Origin of the sequence: Promicromonospora sp. MEB111, from assembly GCF_030209445.1 — a bacterium.
Taxonomy (GTDB): Bacteria; Actinomycetota; Actinomycetes; order Actinomycetales; family Cellulomonadaceae; genus Promicromonospora.
Genome location: NZ_JARVSD010000007.1, coordinates 201,784 through 218,263, shown reverse-complemented (window position 1 = coordinate 218,263; position 16,480 = coordinate 201,784). Strand labels below are relative to the sequence as shown.

Annotated in this window: 11 protein-coding genes; 3 read left to right on the top strand and 8 right to left on the bottom strand. The window is 71.6% G+C overall.

The window, feature by feature from the left end; translation table 11 throughout:
* Positions 1-131: 131 nt before the first annotated feature.
* From QRN56_RS07805 to QRN56_RS07795, 3 genes are all read left to right on the top strand, one after another.
* The gene (locus QRN56_RS07805) at positions 132-1,319 is read left to right on the top strand and encodes a hypothetical protein (protein WP_285102240.1); all 1,188 of its coding nucleotides are present in this window, start codon (positions 132-134) and stop codon (positions 1,317-1,319) included.
* A gap of 645 nt (positions 1,320-1,964) precedes the next feature.
* Complete coding sequence (locus tag QRN56_RS07800; RefSeq protein WP_285102239.1) at positions 1,965-3,374, top strand: RNA/DNA-binding domain-containing protein; 1,410 nt, start codon at positions 1,965-1,967, stop codon at positions 3,372-3,374.
* 301 nt (positions 3,375-3,675) lie between these two features.
* Complete coding sequence (locus tag QRN56_RS07795) at positions 3,676-4,884, top strand: TerC family protein (RefSeq protein WP_285102238.1); 1,209 nt, start codon at positions 3,676-3,678, stop codon at positions 4,882-4,884.
* Here the strand turns inward: QRN56_RS07795 and QRN56_RS07790 are convergent.
* Genes QRN56_RS07790 through QRN56_RS07755 form a run of 8 tightly spaced genes read right to left on the bottom strand, consistent with a single transcriptional unit; the run spans position 4,881 to position 16,459 of the window.
* A complete protein-coding gene (locus QRN56_RS07790) occupies positions 4,881-6,926 on the bottom strand; it encodes an FAD/NAD(P)-binding protein (RefSeq protein ID WP_285102237.1) in 2,046 nt (681 codons plus the stop codon). The genes QRN56_RS07795 and QRN56_RS07790 overlap by 4 nt on opposite strands.
* Entirely contained in the window at positions 6,923-8,956 is a 2,034-nt protein-coding gene (locus tag QRN56_RS07785; RefSeq protein WP_285102236.1) for a hydantoinase B/oxoprolinase family protein, read from the bottom strand. Before QRN56_RS07785 ends, QRN56_RS07790 begins: the two co-directional genes overlap by 4 nt.
* A 3-nt stretch (positions 8,957-8,959) precedes the next feature.
* Complete coding sequence (locus QRN56_RS07780) at positions 8,960-11,158, bottom strand: hydantoinase/oxoprolinase family protein (protein ID WP_285102235.1); 2,199 nt, start codon at positions 11,156-11,158, stop codon at positions 8,960-8,962.
* Positions 11,159-11,161: 3 nt separating this feature from the next.
* Positions 11,162-11,995 (bottom strand): ABC transporter permease, encoded by an 834-nt coding sequence (locus QRN56_RS07775; protein WP_285102234.1) that lies wholly within the window; start codon positions 11,993-11,995, stop codon positions 11,162-11,164.
* Entirely contained in the window at positions 11,988-12,857 is an 870-nt protein-coding gene (locus QRN56_RS07770) for an ABC transporter permease (protein WP_285102233.1), read from the bottom strand. Before QRN56_RS07770 ends, QRN56_RS07775 begins: the two co-directional genes overlap by 8 nt.
* Before the next feature lies 1 nt (position 12,858).
* Positions 12,859-13,926, bottom strand: a complete 1,068-nt coding sequence (locus QRN56_RS07765; protein ID WP_285102232.1) for an ABC transporter ATP-binding protein — start codon at positions 13,924-13,926, stop codon at positions 12,859-12,861.
* Positions 13,926-15,050: an ABC transporter substrate-binding protein gene (locus QRN56_RS07760; protein ID WP_285102231.1), complete on the bottom strand. Its 1,125-nt coding sequence runs from the start codon at positions 15,048-15,050 to the stop codon at positions 13,926-13,928. The genes QRN56_RS07765 and QRN56_RS07760 overlap by 1 nt, the downstream gene beginning before the upstream one ends.
* Entirely contained in the window at positions 15,047-16,459 is a 1,413-nt protein-coding gene (locus tag QRN56_RS07755) for an amidase (RefSeq protein ID WP_285102230.1), read from the bottom strand. Before QRN56_RS07755 ends, QRN56_RS07760 begins: the two co-directional genes overlap by 4 nt.
* Positions 16,460-16,480: the final 21 nt, after the last annotated feature.

The window sequence follows — 16,480 nt, the reverse complement described above, 5'->3', positions numbered from 1 at the left end:
TCGCAGCTGGTTACCTGACAGGAGCCGGTGGCCGGCCCGTAGCTTCCCTGAGCATCCCAATGGGGCGATTTGACCCCTCTCACGGCGTGGCGATCGGGGCCTGTGAGTGCTGCGCATGCATGCTCGGGACCATGGCGAACAGCGACGCCGAGAACGAGATCGAACCGCGGGCTTGGATTTCCGACACTGTGACCGGCGAGGTGCGGCCCGTTCTTAAGTCAGACCTTACGGGTCTGGACGAGTGGGTCGAGAACTGGCCAGTTGCACCAGACCTGCCTTCGTCGATCACATTCACCGGCTGGCAGGAGAGCGATGAGCAGCATCCCGTTGACGGCGGAAAGGCGGGGTATAGGATTGTATTCAAGACAATTCGAACTATCACTGTGCCAACGCTCGAGCTAGACGCGCTGAATCTGCGATTGTCACTTCAGAATGGCTCGGTTAATTGGGGAGAACCGCGATTCACTAACGCACTCCCTGGGAGACGGGAAGGCCACTGGCTGGTGCCAGAATGGGGCACACTGCGACTCGACCATGAGCCGCGCGGTTACGAGATCCAGGTGAACCCCGTGGTCGAGATGGCGGCGCACACCGAAAATACGCCGATGACGAACTACGTTGAGATACTGTACATGTTCAATGAGGATGTGACGGGCTCGCACGCCGAAAAACTCGCATTTGGTCGCAGTGCGACCGGCCCCCTGACCGCCGCGCTGGACCTAATCTACGGTGAGCGTCTGCTGGGTGCCGTAATCACCGAGGAAATAGGAGAAATATTTCCGGATTGGCACTGGAACCGACTCCTCGGTGGGCGCCACGTCGCCATGGAGGCACAAGCTCGACTTGACCAGCTGGACGCCAACGGTATCGTCGCGGCCCTAAACTCATTTCTAGAAATTCACGCGAGCCGTGACGACGAAGAGCGGGCGCGGGTCCGTATAGCTGCGCAATGGTATTGGCGGGCAGACCGCGACGCGGACCCGACATTGCGATTCCTGGGGTACTGGCTCTGTGTCGAAGCGCTAGAACTCGGAAATGCCGCCAATATCGCACCGGTGAAGGCGGCCGTAGCAGCAGCTGCCGACGCCACCGTCGCGGAAATAACGGAAGGCGTCGGGCGCATGTATGGCCTACGCGGAAATGTCGCTCACGGCAAAGTGCGCGACGTCAAGCCCGAAGATATCGATCGTGTTCGAGCCATTGCGGAAGCACTCCTCGAGTCCAACCTCTTGGGGACGGTGACGAACCCCAAGCGCGCTGCCCTCAGGAAAGCCGTCATTAAATCGGCAACGCAGACCAGCGCCAGCGTTCCGAGTTAGATCGCGGACGATGCGCTACCCGACATGGGCGCTCGCTCGTGATGGACACAACACGGAACCTGGACGCGTCGTGGCAGAGCAGCGGAAGCCGTCCAGCCGCAGTTCCTCCGAACATGATCGCAACGGGGCCACTGCCGCAACGAACACGCGAGTCATCGCCCGGGCGGCAGGCCGGTTGGCTGGAGTGGGGTCGGCGGCGGCTAAGGCGATGGTCGGAGTCGTGTCTGAGGCTGGCAGATTCAGCGATCGAGCCGTCACGATCTAGGAGGTTGAGGGCGTCGCGAGGACAGATGGCCCCGTCCCCAATTGTGCCGCGCCTCAACCTTGGGAAGCCAAGGGCGAGGGCGTGCTGGCCCTCTGGAAGACAGGCCACCTTCGACTTGCCTATATTTCGCTGCGGAGTCGTCGCTGCAACCGTGCACTCAGCCGTCTCGACCAAGCGCACTGGCTAGCGCCCGACTGGCCTAAGGTTCGCCGTTGGAGTGGAGAGCCGTGTTTGCACGACGGAACCGGGCGAGCCGGCGCCCCGGGAACCGTCTCGCACGCACCCGGCAGCTCCTTGGGATCGCCAGAGGCTACGACACGTCTCGGGTGAAGTGGGGAGTAACGCTAGTTGTGGCGGACGTGACCTGCGAAGATGTCCTCATGCCTATCGACACCATCGAGATCGACGACGCCCAGGTGGCTGCTGTCCTTGCCTTGCGTGAGGGGCACTTTTCCGATATGAAGTCGAAGGCTGTAGGTCCCGCAAAGTTGACGAAGGCTTTGAGCGCATTTGCGAATGCGGACGGCGGGGAATTGTACATTGGGATCGACGAACACGATGGAGTGTTCAGTTGGCGCGGATTCCCTGACGAGGAGGCGGCGAACGGTCACATTCAGATATTTGATCAACTCTTTCCGCTCGGAGATGGGTTTAAGTACGAATTTCTGTCCAGCAGTTCACAGCCGGGCGTCGTGCTCCACGTCATCGTGCTTCGGTCTGGTTCCATCCGAAAAGCTAGTGACGGGCGTATCTACGTGCGGCGAGGCGCGGCATCTCAACGTCTGGAAACGACTGCACAAATTGACCAGCTGGAACGCGATAAAGGAATTACCACCTTCGAATCGGAGACGGTAAATTCTCCACTGGACACGATTACGAACTCGGAAACAACGATCGAGTTCATGCTTGAAGCATTCCCGCTTTCTGAGCCCGATCGGTGGATGCAGATGCAGCGTGTGATTGTTTCGGGCAAGCCAACGGTGGCAGGGCTCCTTCTGTATTCGGATTTGCCTCAGGCCGAGCTTCCAAAGCGATCGTCGGTTAAACTCTACCGCTACAAGACCTCCGATGCGGAGGGTCGGCGAGAGACGCTTGACGGTCAACCGGCAACGATTGAGGGGCCTCTGTATAACCAAATCCGCGACGCTGTGCAATTGACGGCGAAACTCGTCGAGTCTATCGGAAAGCTTGGCGATGAGGGGCTTACTTCTGTCACGTATCCCCAGGAGACGCTCCACGAGATTATAACCAATGCGCTCATTCATCGGGATTACGGAATCGCGGACGATGTGCACATTCGAGTGTTTGACAATCGGATAGAGGTTGAAAGTCCTGGCAGGCTGGCAGGCCATGTCTCTCCAGAGAATATTTTGGACGAGCGCTTTGCTCGTAACGGAAGCATTGTGCGCCTAATTAACAAGTTTCCCGACCCGCCGAACAAGGATGTCGGCGAAGGGCTCAATACTGCCTTTGATGCGATGAAGAAACTCCAACTCAAGGAGCCGATTATTGTCGAGCTTAACCACTCTGTCATGGTTAATATTAGGCACGAGAAGCTCGCTTCGCCGGAGCAGATGATCATGGACTATCTCCGGCTCAATCTTGAAATAACTAATCGCATAGTCCGAGGTCTATCGGGAATTGGTTCTGAGAATAAGGTGAAGACCATATTTCAGGGGCTGATGAGGCGCGGCCAGATCGAGCGCGTGCCCGAAAAGAAGGGGAACCTGGCGGCGTACCGCCTGACCGAGGCGGGGCGGCGGTCCTTGGAGGAGTACGGCGGCAACTAGGCCGATCGCACTGTTGGAGATGCCGATAGTGCAGCCGGAAGGTCATCCTGCTGTCGCCACTGCCTGGTTGCTCAACGCTGCGAAGGCTCCCTCGTGGCCCACGTGGACAAGATCGATGGGCCGTATCACCCATGTCTGAGACAGATGCTGGCCTCACTGCCAATCCATGCGTTCGACGAGAACCGAGCGGCGTCCGCGGGGTAACCTCGGAGGCCTCGCCTCGTCCGGACACCAGCCACCTCGTTGCCCGAAGCCGTCGCGGGCACCGAGCGGCTCTGTCCCTCGACCGAAAGCAGGCCGCATGGATGTCTCGCCGCTCACCTGGACGCTCACGGTCGCAGGGATCGTGCTGCTGCTCCTCTTCGACTACTTCTTCCACGTGCGCAAGGCGCACGTCCCCGGGCTGAGAGAGGCCGCGATCTGGTCCTCGATCTACGTGGGGATCGCCCTGCTCTTCGGGGTGGGCGTGCTCGTGCTGGGTGGGGTCGACGCGGGGTCGGAGTACTTCTCCGGCTACATCACGGAGAAGGCGCTGTCGGTCGACAACCTCTTCGTCTTCCTCATCATCATGACGAGCTTCCGCGTGCCGCGGGAGGACCAGCAGAAGGTGCTGCTGTTCGGCATCACGTTCTCGCTGGCGGCGCGCACCGGGTTCATCTTTCTCGGCGCAGCCCTGATCAACTCGTTCGCCTGGGTGTTCTACCTCTTCGGGCTGATCCTGCTGGTCACGGCCGGCAACATGCTCAAGCCGGAGAGCTCGGAGTCGCGGCACGACGAGAACATCGCGGTGCGGGTAGCCCGCAGGCTGTTCCACACCAGCCCGGACTACGACGGCGACAAGCTGTTCACGATCCACGACGGCAAGCGGGCGCTGACCCCGATGCTGCTGGTCATGGTGGCGATCGGCGGCACCGACCTGCTGTTCGCGCTCGACTCGATCCCCGCGATCTTCGGCCTGACGCAGAACGTGTACATCGTGTTCACCGCCACCGCGTTCTCGCTCCTGGGCCTGCGCCAGCTCTACTTCCTGCTGGACGGCCTGCTCGACCGGCTGATCTACCTCTCGTACGGGCTCGCCATCATCCTCGCGTTCATCGGGGTCAAGCTGGTGCTCCACGCGCTGCACGAGAACAACGTGCCGTTCATCAACGGCGGCGAGCCGGTACCGGTCTTCGAGATCAGCACGGGCCTGTCGCTGACCGTCATCATCGGCGTGATCATCGTGACCGTGGTCGCCTCGCTGTGGAGCAAGGCGGGGCGTGCGCAGACCGCGATCGCCAACGCGCGCCGGCACGCGACGGAGTACCTGGACCTCGGCTACACGGCCGACCACGCCGAGCGCATCCGGGTCTACGCGGCGCTGTGCGAGGAGGAGACGACGATCAAGAACCTCGGCGAGAAGTACCGCCAGAAGGCCCGCGACGAGAGCGAGCTCATGGACCTCCTGCACCGCGCGCACGCCGAGCACGACGAGTCGGTGCGCCGGGCGGTCCGGGACGGTACGGCCTAGCCCGCCGCGGGGGCCGGACGGCGGCGGGCCCCGAGGATCCGTTCCGCCGCGACGTCCGCGCCCGCGAGCAGCGGGGACGGCACACCCGGGCTGGCCCCGATCGCCGATCCCCGCTGCACGGCCTCGGCGGGGATACCCAGCACGATGATGCGCTCGTCGACGCCGCCCGTGGCGTCCACGAGCGCGCAGCCGTCCCGGGTCACGTCGAGGCTCTCGGACGGGACCGTGCCGCCCGCCGCCGTGGGCAGCGGGTGGCGGCGGGCCCGGCCGGAGTCGAGCAGGGTCCGCAGCAGCGGGTCGTCGGTCGGGCTCACGGCGCCCCGGTGCATCCGCGTCTCGATTAACGCCCGCGTGCGGACGACGTCGCGCACCCGGCTGCGCGCGACGAACGCGCCGTCCTCGACCTCGATCCGCGTGTCCTCGCCGAGCAGCTCCACGATGCCGGCCCGGACGAGCGCCAGGAGCTGGGCCGTCCGCCGCGGGGGAGGGCCCGAGGCGAGCGCCAGGCCGAGCGGGATGAGCACACCCTCGCCCTTCGACTCCAGGGACGTGCCGTCGACGACGCCGGCCCGCGTGAGCCGGGCGACCTCACCGCGCAGCGTCTCCATGGCCTGGTTGACCCGGGCGCGCGGTGAGGTGAGCGGGGTCGCGACCGACTCCTGCTCGTCACGGACCCAGCGCTCGACCCACGCGGGCCAGTCGGCCGGGGCGACCAGCGGCGGCCGGTCGGCACGCGCGGGGTCGACGGCGTCCGCCGGATCGACGACGAGGGCGGCCACCACGCGCACCGGGTCGTCGGAGCGCTCCACGAGTTCCGCGAGGCCGTCCGGCGTCAGGCCCGGGCGCAGGGCGGACGGTCGGTGCTCGGCGAGGGCCGTCAGGTGGGCGAGCACGAGCTCGGCGGCCATCAGGGGCCAGACGTCGCGCGCCAGGTCGAGCACGTGCCGCCCGCCCGCGCGACCGGCCAGGGCGGCGAAGCGCTCGCGCGTCGCGATCCGCGCCGGGTAGGGCTCGGGCAGCCCGTCGGCGAGTGCGCCCTTTCCCCGGTACGGCAGCCCGCGCCGCGACCCGGCGAGCAGGTGCGGCTCGTTGCCGCTCGGCACGTAGCGCAGGGCGTCGCCCGCGTGCGGCCCGTCGGCGCCGCCGTCGTCGCAGGGGCGGCCCGACGCGTCGGTGGGCGCGCCGGTGGCAGCGTCGACGAAGTGCCCGCCGCGCCCCACGGTCAGCAGCGCGAGCACGTCGAAGAAGTTGGCGCCCAGGCCCGCGACCAGCACGTCCTCGCCCGCGGGCACGGCGGCCCAGTCCCGCTCGGCGGGCATGCCCGGCTCGACGTAGACCAGGCCGTGGGTGCGGGCGGCGTCGGCGAACCGCTCGGTCCGGGCGGAGCGGCGGGCCTGGATCATGCCCTGTGCGAGCACGACGACGGGGGTCGTCAGGAGCGTCGGGGTGCTCGGGACAGCCGGGTGAGCGGAGGCGCTCGCGGCGGCGGGTCCGGCGGGCGCGGCGTCAGGGCTCGGGGCGAGCACGACCTCCCGTAGACCGGACCCGGCAGCGCGCACGTCCACGACCGTGCCGTGCACCGGCACCACCTCGATGCTCCCGCGACGGGCGGCCTCGTCGAGCTGGTCCAGGTAGTAGACGCCCTGGAGCCGCCGGGTCGGGTACGAGCCGGGGCCGAGCCCGCGCGCCTCGTCCCGGGCCCAGGCGGTGTCCGACGTCGCAGTGCGCGCCCAGTCGACGAGGTCCGGCCCGGCCACGACCGGGCCGCTCATGGGGGTCGAGGCGTCGGCGTGGACGGTGGTGCGCGCCGCCCACGTGTTGTTCAGCAGCAGCGCGGACTGGTCGGTGCGCCACGTCGCCCCGGCGCCCACCTCCACGCGGTCGACGACGGCGACGCGCAGCACGGGCAGCGTCTCGTCCGGCGCGGCGCCCCAGGGAGCATCCGGCCGACGTCGTGCGGCGAGCCGGGCGACGACGGCGACGGCCCGCGGGCCCCCGCCCACGATCACGGCGTCGAACGGCGCCGCGGATGCGTCGCTCACGCGGTGCCGGGCGTCGGACCGGCCACGGCCGTCACCGCCTCCGCGAACGCCCGCTCGGCCGCGACCGATGCCGCCTCGGAGGCGGGCACCCCGGGGAACCGCTCGGGCAGCCCGGCCAGCACACCCCCGAGGATCTCCCGGCGCCGTGCCGCGCGCGTGGTCGTCGGCAGCGTGCGTAGGTAGACGTCGAGCCGGTCGGCGAGCACGGAGGGGAAGACCCGCTCCCAGCGCTCCCGCTCGGGTCCGAGCGAGTGCGCGCGGCCACCATCCGCTGAAACGGAACGCCCCGTCCGTTCTCCCGAAACGGAACGCCCTGCCCGTTCCGCCGCGGTCGCGGCCGTGTCCACCACGCCGTCGCGCACCACGACCCCGTAGGCCTCCAGCGCGGCTTTGACGGTAACGAGCCCCGCGGCGACATCGGCCAGCACGGCTTGCTCCGCGCGCTCGAGCGGGTCGCCGTAGCCACCGGCGCCGGAGGTGCGCAGCACCACGCGGTCGCCCGCGCGCAGCGGGTGGACGTCCACGACGGACAGCCGCCGCTCGTCGGTGCGTCCCTCATTGACCACGAGCTCGGTCAGCGCGCCGGGCCGGCCGCCCGCGAAGCCCCAGGGGCGGAAGCGCAGCCGCTCCAGCCCGCGGGCCAGCAGCCCGCCGTCGGTCAGCGCCTCGAACTCCAGCTCCAGGCCGGAGCCGCCCCGCCAGCGTCCGGCGCCGCCGGAGTCGGCGCGCAGCGCGTAGCGCAGCACGCGCACGCTCACGTTCGCCTCGACGGTCTCGACCGGGTTGTTGGACAGGTTGGAGATGCCGGAGTCGCGGCCGTCCGCGCCGTCGGCGCCGTGCCGCGCCCCGGTACCGCCGACCATCGGTTCGACGACGTCCACGCGGGACCCGTCGGCGGCGGCGAACACGACGGGCACGACCAGCCCGCTGGAGGCCGCGGGCAGCACCTCGGGCGCGGCCTGGACCAGCGCCCCGGACACCACGTCGTTCACGCGCGAGGTCGTGGCGTGCCGCACGCCCGTGGCGGCGGTTCCGGTCGCGTTGAGCAGCGTGCCCTCGGGCGCGGTGAAGCCGATGACGTCCATCAGCCCGCCGTTGAGCGGCACGGCCGGGTCGAGCGTGCCGACGATCGCGAACAGCCGCGTGACCACCCACGAGTGCGCGCGCCCGAACGTCACCATGTTCAGCGCGGCCTCGACCTGCGGGTCGGTGCCCGTGAGGTCCAGGTGCACGGCGCCGTCGTCGACCGTGGCGGTGACCACAACGCGCAGAGGCACGCCGCTCACGCCGTCGTTGTCGAGGAAGTCCTCGAAGCGGTAGGTGCCGTCGGCGAGGGTGCGCAGGGCGCTGCGGGCGCGGGCCGCGCTCTGCTCGCGCGCGAAGGCGCCGACGTCGGCGAACCCGGCCGGGCCGAGGTCGGCGGTGAGCTCGCCGACCCGCCGCCGTCCGGTGTCCAGCGCCGCGAGCATCGCGTGCAGGTCGCCCCGGTTGGCCTCGGGCGTGCGGGAGTTGGCCGCCAGGATCGCCTCGACCTCGGGGACCACGGTCCCGGCGCGCACGTACCGCACCGGCGGCACGCGCAGCCCCTCGGCGAACACGGAGTCGTTGAGCACGCTCACGGAGGAGGGCACGCGCCCGCCGACGTCGGACACGTGCACGAACGCCCAGCCGTAGCCGACCAGCTCGTCGCCGTCGAAGAACGGCGCGATCGCGTGGACGTCCGGCAGGTGCGTCGAGAGGCCGCCGGAGAGGTAGGGGTCGTTGGTCAGCACCACGTCGCCGGGCGCCAGCGGCCCGTTCGCGGTCGCGGCCTCGATCGCGGGGGTCAGGTCGAGCCCCACGAAGCCGGAGACGCCGACGTCCTGCGGGTAGGCGACGAACCGGCCCGACAGGTCGGCCACGGCGCACGCGAAGTCGGCGGCGTCGCGCACGTACAGGCTGCGGCTCGCGCGCCGCAGGGTCAGGCACATCTCCTCGACCGCGGCCTGCAGCCGCGTGTGGGCGACGTCCTTCTCGACCGTCGTCAGCACGGCTCAGCCCTCCTCGTTCTTGGTGGCGGCCTCGGCGCCGGACCCGGCAGGGCCCCGCACCAGGTGCAGGTTCCCGCCGTCGTCGGTCGTCGCGGTCCACCCGGCCGGCACGAGCACCGTCGTGTCGGGCTTCTCGATCACCGCGGGTCCGGTCACGGACGCCTCGCCGTCCTGCGCGAGCGTGTGCACGCTCGCCGGGCGCGGCGTGCCGTCGTACCGGACGTCGCGCGCGCCGGTCTTCACGAACGCCGCTCCGCCGTGCCCCGGCCGCACCTCGCCGAGGCGCACGCTGACGCTCGCGCGGAGAGTCTCGGCGCGCACGGTGGCGGTGGGATCCACGAACCCGTGGACCCGCTCGTGCTGCTCGGCGAAGCGGCGCAGCACGGGCTCGATCTCCAGGCGCAGCGGCTCCGCCCCGGCCCCGTCGGTCGGGCGCTCGGCGAGCACCACCTCCAGCGTGGTCGGCTGGCCCGCGTAGCGCAGGTCGGCGCTCAGCGTGACGGTTCCCGCCGCGGCGACGTCCTGCGTGCGCAGCCAGTCCAGCACCTCGCGCTCCAGCCCGGCCGACGCCGCCGTGAGCGCCTCGGCGTTCTGCTCGCCGACGACGGTACGCACCGTGCGCGCGACGTCACGTCGGATCGGGGCGATCGCTGCGCCGAGCGCGCAGAACGTCCCGGCCGCGGCGGGCACGAGCACGCGGCGGACGCCGACCTCGTCGGCCAGCAGCGCGGCATGCGTACCGCCCGCCCCGCCGAACGCGACGAACGTGTACCGCTCGGGCACCTCGCCGCGCACGGCCAGCACGGTCCGCAGGCGCGCGGCCATGCCGACCGACGCGACGCGCAGGGCGGCGTCGGTGACGCCGTCGGCACGCGCGGGCCCGGCCTCCGACGGCGCGGGCCCGGCCCCCGACACCTCGCCGTCCCGCAGCTCGTCCGCCACCCGCGCCAGCGCCGCCGTCGCGAGGTCCGCGCGCAGCGGGAACGTGCCGCCCAGGAACGTGGCCGGGTCGATGACCCCGGCGTGCACGTAGGCGTCGGTCAGCGCGGGCTGCGTGCCGCCCGCGCCGTACGCGGCCGGGCCGGGCACGGCACCGACGCTCGCGGGGCCCACGCGCAGCACCGGCCGGGCGCCCGACCGGTCGGCGCTGACCACGGAGCCGCCGCCCGCGCCGATCGCGGACACCTCGACCACGGGCGTCATCAGGGGGTGCGGCCCCACGGTGGCGGTCGTGGTGAGCACGGGGCGGCCGCCGCGCAGCACGCCGATGTCGCTGCTCGTGCCGCCCATGTCCACGGTGACCATGTCCGTGCCGGGCCACGCGGTCGCGGCGGCGGACACCCCGCCGGCCGGCCCCGAGAGCACCGTCTGCACGGGGCGCCGGATCGCGTCCTCGATGGACACCGAGCCGCCGTTCGACGTGGTGATGTAGACGCGGGCGTCGATCCTCAGGCGGGACAGGCGTTCGCGGAGCGCGGTGAAGTAGCCGGTCATCAGCGGCGTGATCTGGGCGTCCAGCAGGGCCAGCGTGGTGCGCTCGTACTCGCCGGCCTCGGGCCACACCGCGGCGGCCGACGTCACCGGGACGTCCAGGGCGGCGGCCAGCCGGTCGGCCAGCAGCTGCTCGGCCTCGCGGGCGGCGTAGCCGCCCACCAGGCTCACGGCCACGACCTCGGGCGCGACGGCGGCCAGCCGCTCCACGAGCCGGCCCAGCTCGGCGTCGTCCACCCCGTCGGCACCGGCCCCGTCGCCGACGGCGGCGCCGTCCGCGGCGAACCGCTGCGCCACCTCCAGCACGTGCTCGCGCGGCACGATGGGCCGCGCGGGGGTGGCGTGCAGGTCGAACGACCGCGGCATCCGCGCGCGGGCGATCTGCAGCACGTCCCGGTGCCCGGCGCTGGTCACGAGCGCGGCCCGGGCCACGCGGCCCTGGAGGATCGCGTTGAGGCCGATGGTCGTGCCGTGCGCGACGGCGGCGACGTCCTCCACCGCGATCCCGCGCGCCAGGAGCTGGGCCAGCCCGGTCTCGACCCCCTCGGAGGGGTCGTGCGGGGTGCTCGGCACCTTGTGCGTGATCGCGTCGGCCGGCGACCACGAGGCGCCGTCGCCGGGGACGGCGACCAGGTCGGTGAACGTGCCGCCGACGTCGATGCCGATGCGCCAGCGACGGCGGCCTGCGGGGACAGCCACGGGGGATGACATGGGCTACAGGAACCTCGAGACGTGGACGGTGCGGTCGAGCACGGCGATGGTCGCCACGCTGACGAGCAGCAGGAGCGTGGAGACGGCCGCGACGGTGGGTTCGAGCTGGACCTGCACCGCGGAGTAGATGCGCACGGGCACGGTGGCCTCGCCGGCGCCGGCCACCAGGACCGACACGGCCACCTCGCCGAGGGAGATCACGGCGCCGAGGAACGCCCCGGCGACGATCCCCGGCCGCATGAGCGGCACGGTCACGGTGAGGAAGGTGCGCAGCGGCGACGCCCCGAGCGACCGCGCGGCGCGGGGCAACGCGGGGTCGAGCGCCGCGGCGCTCACCGCGACGACCCGCACGCAGAACGGGAAGGTCACCACCAGGTGCGCGAGCCACAGGCCCTGCGCCGAGCCGACCATGCCGGTGCGCTGGAGCTGGTAGAGCAGCGCCAGGCCGACCATCACGCCGGGCACCGCCATGGGGGACAGGAACAGCAGGCCGAGCGCGCGCCGGCCGGGGAAGCTCCCCGCGCCGACGGCGTACCCGCCGAGGGTGCCCAGCACCACGACGACCGGCACGACGAGCAGCACGAGCAGCAGCGAGTAGCCGAGCGAGTCGAGCCACTGCGCGGAGCCGAACACCTCGGCGTACCAGCGCAGGCTCAGGCCGGACGGCGGGAACCGGAAGTTGTTCCCGGCGTTGAACGAGCTCAGCGCGACCACGGCGAGCGGGAGCAGCAGGAAGGCGCAGACGAGCACCACGGGCACGAGCGTCAGCGCGCGGCGGGCGCGGGCCCGGCCGGCGGCGCGCAGCACGGGACGTTCGGGGGCACGACGGTCAGGCACGACGCCCCCTCTCGGCGAACCGGCCCAGCAGGCCGATCAGGCCGCAGACCGCGAGCGTGACGGCCAGCAGCACGAAGCTCAGGGCGGCGGCGCGCGGCTGGTCGAAGGCGACCATGGCCTCGGTCTGGATCCGCAGCCCGGCGAGCGACTGGTTGGCCCCGCCCACGAGCAGCGGCGTCACGTACACGCCCATGCTCAGGGAGAAGACGATCACCGTCGCGGCCACGACGCCCGGGGTGGCCAGCGGCAGCACCACGGAGCGGAACGTGCGCAGCGCGCCCGCGCCCAGGTCGGCCGACGCCTGCAGCAGGCGGTCGTCGATCGCGCCGAGCGAGGCGGACAGGGCCAGCACCGCGAACGGCAGCAGCACGTGCACGACGGCGAGGAACACCGTCCACGGCGAGCGCAGCAGCGGCAGGGACTCGTCGATCAGGCCGAGGGCCTGGAGCGTGACGTTGACCGGGCCCTCGCCGGACATGACCACGCGCCAGCCGAACGACCGCACGACCTCGCTGGTCAGCAGCGGGGACAGCGTGATGACGAAGACCAGGGACTTGCCCACGCCCGACGTCGAGCGGGCGAGGTACCAGGCGAGCGGGAACGCCAGGACGAGGCACGTGACGCTGACCCGGACGGCGAGCCAGAGGCTCTCGACGACCGAGCCCCACAGGTAGGGCGTGCCGAAGACCTCGGCGTACTGCGCGCCGGTGAACCCGGGCAGCACGTTGTTCATCTGGTCGGTGGGGCGCAGGCTCAGCAGGAGCAGTCCGACGAGCGGCAGCAGGAACGCGACCACGACGAACGCCGTGGGCACGATCGCGGCGACGTGGCCGCGCAGGTCGCGGGTGCGGGTGGCCGGCACGTCAGGCCGCCCCGAGCGGCAGGAGGGCGTCGTCGGACCACGTGAGCCCCACGCTCTCGTCCTCGGCGAAGCGCCGCCCGCCGTCCGCGGGGCTCGCGAGCAGCTCGGTGCCGTCCGTGGTGCGCAGGCGGTACTCGTACCGCTCGCCGGCGAAGCCGACCGACAGCACGGTCGCGGCGGCGGCGTCCCCGCCCGGCTCGACGACCCGGACGTGCTCGGGCCGCAGGGCGACGGTCCCGGCATCGGCGGCGAGCCGGACCGGCCGGCCGAGCACCGAGCGGCCGCCGTCGGCGTCGTCGCGCACCGGCAGGAGGTTCGCAGCGCCGACGAAGTCCGCGGCGAACCGGGTGCGCGGGGTGCGGTACAGCTCCTCCGGGGTGCCGAGCTGCTCCAGGTCGCCGTGCGCGAGCAGCGCGACCCGGTCGGACAGCGCGAGCGCCTCCGCCTGGTCGTGCGTGACGAACACCGTGGTGGTGCCCACCTCGCGCTGCAGCTCGCGCAGCTCGTGCCGCATCTGGCGGCGCAGCTTGGCGTCCAGGTTGGACAGCGGCTCGTCGAGCAGCAGCACCCGCGGGCGGGTGACCAGCGCGCGGGCGATGGCGACGCGCTGCTGCTGGCCGCCGGAGAGCTGCTGCGGGTAGCGGTCCGCGTAGTCCGCCAGGTCGACCAGCCGCAGGGCGTCGCGCACGCGCTCGGCCCGCTCGTCGCGCGGCACGCGCCGGGTGCGCAGCCCGTACTCCAGGTTGCGCCGCACCGTCATGTGCGGGAACAGAGCGTAGCTCTGGAACACCAGCCCCGTCTCGCGACGGTTCGGCGCCACGTGCGTGACGTCCTGCCCGTCGATGGCGACGGTCCCGCTGGTGGGCGTGACGAACCCGGCGAGCACGGACAGGAGCGTCGACTTGCCACAGCCCGACGGCCCGAGGACCGAGAGGAACTCGCCCGCCTCGATCGTCAGCTCGTCGAGCTCCAGCACGGGCGCGCCGCCGTACCCGACGCTGAGCCCGCGGATCTCCACGCGGCCCTGCGTCGTCGTGCCCGCCGAAGGGGCCGTCGTCGGCGTCGTCATCAGCCGAAGATCTCCTGCCAGCGCGCCTGCAGGTCCGGGAGCTGCGGGGTGATGGCCTCGTAGTCGACCCACACGAAGTCGTCGTACGCGCCCTTGCCGCTGGTGATCTGCTCGTCGAACTGCGCCGGGTACTCGTTCTGGTCGTTGGAGGCGGCGTACCAGGTGCCCTCGGAGAAGACGGGCTGGTACTCGCTGGAGGCCACGTAGTCGAGGAACGTGTACGCGAGCTCCTCCTCCTGCGTGCCCTCGGTGACGAACAGGGAGGTCAGGGCGCCCACGGAGCCCGACGCCGGGTAGGCGAAGCCGATGGGCTCGCCCGCGTTCTGCTGGACGAACGCGCGGCCGTCCCAGTGCGCCGCGACCCAGGCGTCGCCGTTCGAGAGCGCAGTCTCGACGCTCGTACCGTCGGCGGGGAACGTCGAGGCGCAGTCCTTGAGGGTCTCGAGCTGCTTGAACGCGGCGTCCACGTCGTCCGGGTTGGTGATGGTGCCGCCGGCCTCGTTGATCAGGCCCGCGAGGAACTCGACGCCGGTGTTGAACGTCAGCGGCGAGACGGCCACGTGCCCGCAGTAGGCCGGGTCGAGCAGGTCGGACCAGTCCGTCGGCGGCTCGTCCACCTTGTCGGTGCGGTAGGCGATGCCGGTGGAGCCGACGGTCAGGGGCACGCCGTACTGGGTGCCGCCCACGTTGCTCTGCTCGGCGAGCACGGTGTTGAGCTGGTCGAACTGCTCGATCCGGGCGGTGTCGAGCTCGGCGACCACGCCAGCGGAGACCGCGCTCGGGATGACGTTGGGCGTGAACGCCACGACGTCGTAGGCGGGCGTGCCGTCCTTGGTGGAGCGCAGCGCGGTGAGCCAGTCGGCGGGGCCACCGGGGACGAGCTCGACGGTCGCGCCGGTCTCCTCCTCGAACGGCTCGACGAACGCCTTGTTGAACGACTCGCCCCACGACCCGGCGTAGACCGCGACCTTGAGGGTCCGGCCCGACAGGTCGCCGGCGGCGGCCTCACCGCCCCCGTCGTCGGCGGAGCAGGCGGCCAGCGAGCCGGTCAGGGCGAGCGCCGTGGTCACGGCGAGGGTGCGCGTCAGGGGCCGGGCGGCCCGGCGCGGGGAGCGGGAGGTCATCGTTGTCTCGTTCCTTCGGGGTGGTGGGGCGGCAGGCGGCGGTCCCAGGCGTAGTGCCGTTCCAGGACGGCGCCGAGCCGGAGCAGGAGCCCCTCGCCGCCCTGCGGCGCGACGAGCTGGGTGCCGAGCGGCAGGCCGTCGTCGTCCAGGTGGGTGGGCAGGGTGAGGGCGGGGGTACCGAGCACGCTCGGGACGGTGGTGAACGCGAGCGTGCGCTCGTAGACGACCGAGTCGCGCGAGGGCGCCTGCCGGGTCAGCTCGTCCAGGACGACGCCGGTCTCGGGCACGCGGGTCGCCGTCGTGGGGGTGAGGACGACGTCGGCCCCGCCGAACAGGGCCCCGGTGACCGTGCGGGCCAGGGTGCGCATCCGGACGGCCCCGCGCACGTAGTCGGCCGCGCCGAGGGCGTCGGCCCGGTCCATCACGCGGTGGATGTACGGCTGCAGCCGCTCGGGGTGGTCCAGCGGCGTCTGCCGCAGCCACGCCGGGATGACGACGCCCGGGTACAGGTCCATGATCTCGGCGCCCCCGTCCGGGGCGTCGAGCGCGACGACCGTGTGCCCCAGGGCGCGCAGCACGGCGGCGACGTCCTCCACCGCGGCGACGCACGCGGCGTCGACCGCGATGCGGGGGTCGAACGAGCGGGTGAGCAGGCCGACCCGCAGCGGGCCGGGAGCGTGGTCCAGCAGGGCGAGGTGGTCCGGGGCGGCGGGGCCGCGCGACCACGCGAGCGGGTCGGGTGCGGCCAGGTGCGTCACGACGGCGGCCGTGTCGGCCACGGTGCGCGTGACGACGCCCTCGGTGGCGCCACCCTCCCAGCCCTGGACGCGCTGGGGGAGCAGGCCACGGCCGGGCTTGAGGCCGACCAGGCCGCAGAACGACGCGGGGACGCGCAGCGAGCCGCCGCCGTCGCTCGCCAGCGCGACGGGCACGATGCCGGCGGCGACGGCCGCGGCGGACCCGCCGCTGGACCCGCCCGGCGAGCGGGTCAGGTCCCACGGGTTGTGCGTGACGCCGGAGCGCGGGCTCTCGCAGGAGGTGGTCATGGCGAGCTCCGGCGTGGCCGCACGCCCGAGCTGGACGAAGCCGGCCGCGAACGCCGCGGCGGGCAGCAGGTCGGTCGACGGCGCGGGCGTCTCGTCGATCGCGAGGGAGCCGCGGGTCCACGGCTGGCCCTCCACCGCGAACGTGTCCTTGACCGTGATCGGCACCCCGGCGAAGGGCGGCAGGTCCGCGCCGGCGGCCCGGGCGCGGTCGACGGCGTCGGCGGCCGCGAGCGTCGCGGCGTCGTCGCGCCACACGAGGGACCGCACGGCCGGGTCCACGGCGTCCGCCCGGGCGAGGGCGCGCTCCGCGACGGAGCGCGCGCTCTCGCGACCGGAGAGGATCCGGTCGGCCGTGTCCACCACACCCATATGTGATGGAAGATT

Coding starts and splice junctions, on each gene's coding strand:
- QRN56_RS07805 (WP_285102240.1), top strand. CDS start 132: ATGGCGAACAGCGACGCCGAGAACGAGATCGAACCGCGGGCTTGGATT.
- QRN56_RS07800 (WP_285102239.1), top strand. CDS start 1,965: ATGCCTATCGACACCATCGAGATCGACGACGCCCAGGTGGCTGCTGTC.
- QRN56_RS07795 (WP_285102238.1), top strand. CDS start 3,676: ATGGATGTCTCGCCGCTCACCTGGACGCTCACGGTCGCAGGGATCGTG.
- QRN56_RS07780 (WP_285102235.1), bottom strand. CDS start 11,158: ATGTCATCCCCCGTGGCTGTCCCCGCAGGCCGCCGTCGCTGGCGCATC.
- QRN56_RS07765 (WP_285102232.1), bottom strand. CDS start 13,926: ATGACGACGCCGACGACGGCCCCTTCGGCGGGCACGACGACGCAGGGC.
- QRN56_RS07760 (WP_285102231.1), bottom strand. CDS start 15,050: ATGACCTCCCGCTCCCCGCGCCGGGCCGCCCGGCCCCTGACGCGCACC.